Annotated in this window: 4 protein-coding genes; all 4 read left to right on the top strand. The window is 68.7% G+C overall.

Going from position 1 to position 3079, the window contains the following annotated elements:
• Positions 1–875, top strand: an 875-nt coding sequence (locus ACTIFU_RS23285; RefSeq protein WP_439580712.1) for an Ig-like domain-containing protein, incomplete at its 5' end; no start/stop codon positions are given.
• A 49-nt stretch (positions 876–924) separates the two neighbouring features.
• Positions 925–1524 (top strand): hypothetical protein, encoded by a 600-nt coding sequence (locus ACTIFU_RS23280; RefSeq protein ID WP_439580711.1) that lies wholly within the window; start codon positions 925–927, stop codon positions 1522–1524.
• 97 nt (positions 1525–1621) lie between these two features.
• Positions 1622–2062: a hypothetical protein gene (locus ACTIFU_RS23275; RefSeq protein WP_439580710.1), complete on the top strand. Its 441-nt coding sequence runs from the start codon at positions 1622–1624 to the stop codon at positions 2060–2062.
• A gap of 3 nt (positions 2063–2065) precedes the next feature.
• Positions 2066–3079: ABC transporter transmembrane domain-containing protein (locus ACTIFU_RS23270; protein ID WP_439580709.1), on the top strand; the 1014-nt coding region annotated here is incomplete at its 3' end.

Below are 3079 nucleotides of genomic sequence, written 5' to 3'. Positions count from 1 at the left end.
ACAAGATCCTCGACTTCAGCGCGTTGGATGTGATTGTCGTGGAAGGTGCGCAGTTTGCGCTCAGCGCTCTGAGCTTCTCGATGACGTCGAACATGCTGGAAGCCGACACGAACGGCGACGGCTTCATCAATATGCGGATCAGCCTTTGGGGTGCGTTCGAGCCCGACCGCTTCCGTGTCGAGGTTGCCGGTGACAACACCGAGATTCGGTACACGGGGAATAGTGCCCCTGTGGCGGTGGATGACAGTTTCGATGCCCGCTTCGGCATCACGCTGGGCACGTTCAACCTGCTGGCCAACGACTTCGACCCGGACGGCGATCCGATCGAGGTGGTGGCGTTCAGCTATCTCGGCGCGGGCAGCCTCGCGGTGTTCGCCGACGGCGACTTCGCCTACAGCCCGGCCGCCGGGTTCAGCGGCATCGACAGCTTCACCTACATCATCCGGGACAGCTTTGGCGCCGAGGCCAGCGCCACGGTCACGCTGGACGTCGGTCAGCCTCCTCCCCCGCCGCCGCCAGGCAACGTGGTCGCGGCTCAGGGGACTGCCGGAACGCTCCACGGCACGGATGGCCCGGACATCCTGCTGATGGGCGCGGCGCGCACCGTGCAGATGTATGGCGGCCCCGGCGAAGACATCTTCGTGTTCGGCGAGACGCCGTCGAACGGGATCCGGGAGATGGCCTATATCCGCGACTACGAGATGGGCGTCGACAGGATCGATCTGTTCGGCGCCCAGATCGCTGCGGCTCGGCAGACCGGCGACGCGCTTCGGCTGACGCTCGCCGGCAGTGATGGCGATACCCTGGTGATCTTCGGCGTGACGGCAATCAGCCAGCTCACCTTCACCGACGAGTGGTCGACGTTCATCGGGTGACAGCTTCGGATGTGTGGAACTGGGAACTGAAGTAGGGGGAGAAGACGCGATGAGAATTCCTGGTGTGAAGGCCTTGGTGTTGGGTGCCGCGCTCGGCTTGGCGGCGTGGTCCGGGCCTTCGGCGGCCTCGCCGCTGACACTGACGGCCGCGCCGCCGGTGCTGACTGGCACGGTGGACTACGATTTCGACGTCGCCGGTGGGTTCGGCGTGATCTTCGGAGCGGTCGATACGCTGACGCTGCCGGGAGGCGCGGAGGCGGTGTTCGGTCTGCTGGACATCGACGGTCTGTTCGATCCCGGGACGCTGGGAGCGAACGCGGTGGCGACGCTGGCGGTGTTCGAGATCGCCTCCTCGGTGAGCGCTGGCCTGGACTTCTTCCTGGTGGGCGACCTGCTCGAGTTCGAGGTCGGCACGGGAGTGATCGGGTTGTTGTTCGGCAATCTGTTCGGCGAGGGAGCTGCGCTGTTCGGCGATCATGCGCTGGTGCTGCTGCGCGATGCGTCGTTGCCGGGGGCATTGTCCGGACTGGCGACGATCGAGATCTCGGCGGTGGCGGCGCAGGCGATCCCACTGCCGTCCTCCGCCTCGCTGCTGCTCGCTGCCCTCGCGCTCCTTGGCTTCGCGCGCGCGCGAGCAACCGCGAGTTAGCGGCGTCCACGGGGACCCGCAGCCACGGCAGCGCCATCGGAACGACAGTCGGCCGACCATGACCAAGCAGCCGGCAAGTAGCCAACGGGACGGAGCCATGGCATCGGCGGACTCCGGCAGGGCAACGGTGCCGGCCGCTGAACTTCGCGCCTTCGCGGCGGCCTCGCCGGATGACGAGGTGACGACGCTGTTGGCCTACGCGCTTGCGATGCGCGAGGCCGAGCGGCGAGGCGCAATGCAGGGCGAATCGCCGAGCCTCGAGGCGGTGCAGCGTCATCGGCATGAGGCGGAGGCGATGCTGGCGGTCTGGAGCCACCGCTACCTGCACAACCGGATGGAGGAGCTGCGGCTGGAGGGGGTACGGCAGCATCTCGCCCGCCTGCCGCGACCGCTCGGGTTCCTCCGCCTGACGCTTGCCTGCGCGTTCGGCACGTCCGCTGTCGGCGCGCTCGGGATCTGGCTTACTGGCCATGGCGACGTGCTGGCCGACGCCGCGGCCCGCGCGCTCGCCACCCTGCGCGCGATGATCGGAGGCTGAACCATGCCTTCGGCACCCAGCGGCCCCCTGACCGATAGCCCGCTGCGCACGGCGCTTTCGGTGTGCCGCCGCCAGTTCACGACCGTCGGCGTGTTCAGCCTGTTCGTGAACGTGCTGATGCTGAGCACCTCGATCTACATGATGCAGGTGTTCGATCGCGTGCTGTCCTCGCGCAGCACCGACACGCTGCTGTTCCTCACCCTGATCGCACTCGGTGCGGTGCTGGCGATGGCGCTGCTCGAGGTGGCGCGCGGCAAGGTGCTGGCGCGCAGCGCGGCGTGGATCGAACGCACGGTCGGGCCTGAGGCCTTCGCGCGCGCGGTGGAAGCGCAGCTGCGCGGCCGGCCTTATCGGATGGAGGCGATGCGCGACCTCGCGGCGTGCCGCGGCTTCGTCGCCAGTCCGGCGATGACGACGCTCTACGACGTGCCGTGGGTGCCGATCTATCTCGGCGTGGTGTTCCTGCTGCACCACACGTTGGGCTGGCTGGCGACGGCCGCAGCGGTGGCGCTGTTCCTGCTCACGCTCACCAACGAATGGCGCACGGGCACGCTGCTGCGCCGGTCCAACGTCGCGGCGATCGAGAACCAGCGGCGGGCGGAGAGCATCGTCCGCAACGCCGAGGTGATCGACTCGATGGGGATGATGGGCTCGGTCGCCCGGCGCTGGCAGGAGGGTGTGGCGCGGGCTGCGCCCGACCAGCAGATGGCGGCGGACCGATCGAGCTGGGCGCTTGGTGCCACCAAGTTCGTCCGGCTGGGGGCGCAGATCGGCGTGCTCGGGCTTGGCGCGCTCTTGGTGCTGGAGCAGGTGCTGACGCCCGGGGCGATGATCGCGGCCTCGATCATCATGGGCCGGGCGCTGGCGCCGGTGGAGCAGATGATCGGCGCGTGGAAGCAGCTGGTCGCGGCGCGCCAGTCCTATCGGCGGCTGACGCTGCATCTTGAGGCGCCGCGGCTGCGTCCGCCCGGTCTGCCGCTGCCGGAGCCGAGCGCGCGGCTCGCCGCCGAGCGTGTG

Source organism: Elioraea sp. (assembly GCF_051860475.1).
Taxonomy (GTDB): domain Bacteria; phylum Pseudomonadota; class Alphaproteobacteria; order Acetobacterales; family Acetobacteraceae; genus Elioraea.
This window is presented reverse-complemented; position numbering and strand designations above follow the sequence as displayed.

Bases quoted from the DNA above. Each gene is read 5' to 3' on its own strand.
- ACTIFU_RS23280 (WP_439580711.1), top strand. From the start codon at position 925: ATGAGAATTCCTGGTGTGAAGGCCTTGGTGTTGGGTGCCGCGCTCGGC.
- ACTIFU_RS23275 (WP_439580710.1), top strand. From the start codon at position 1,622: ATGGCATCGGCGGACTCCGGCAGGGCAACGGTGCCGGCCGCTGAACTT.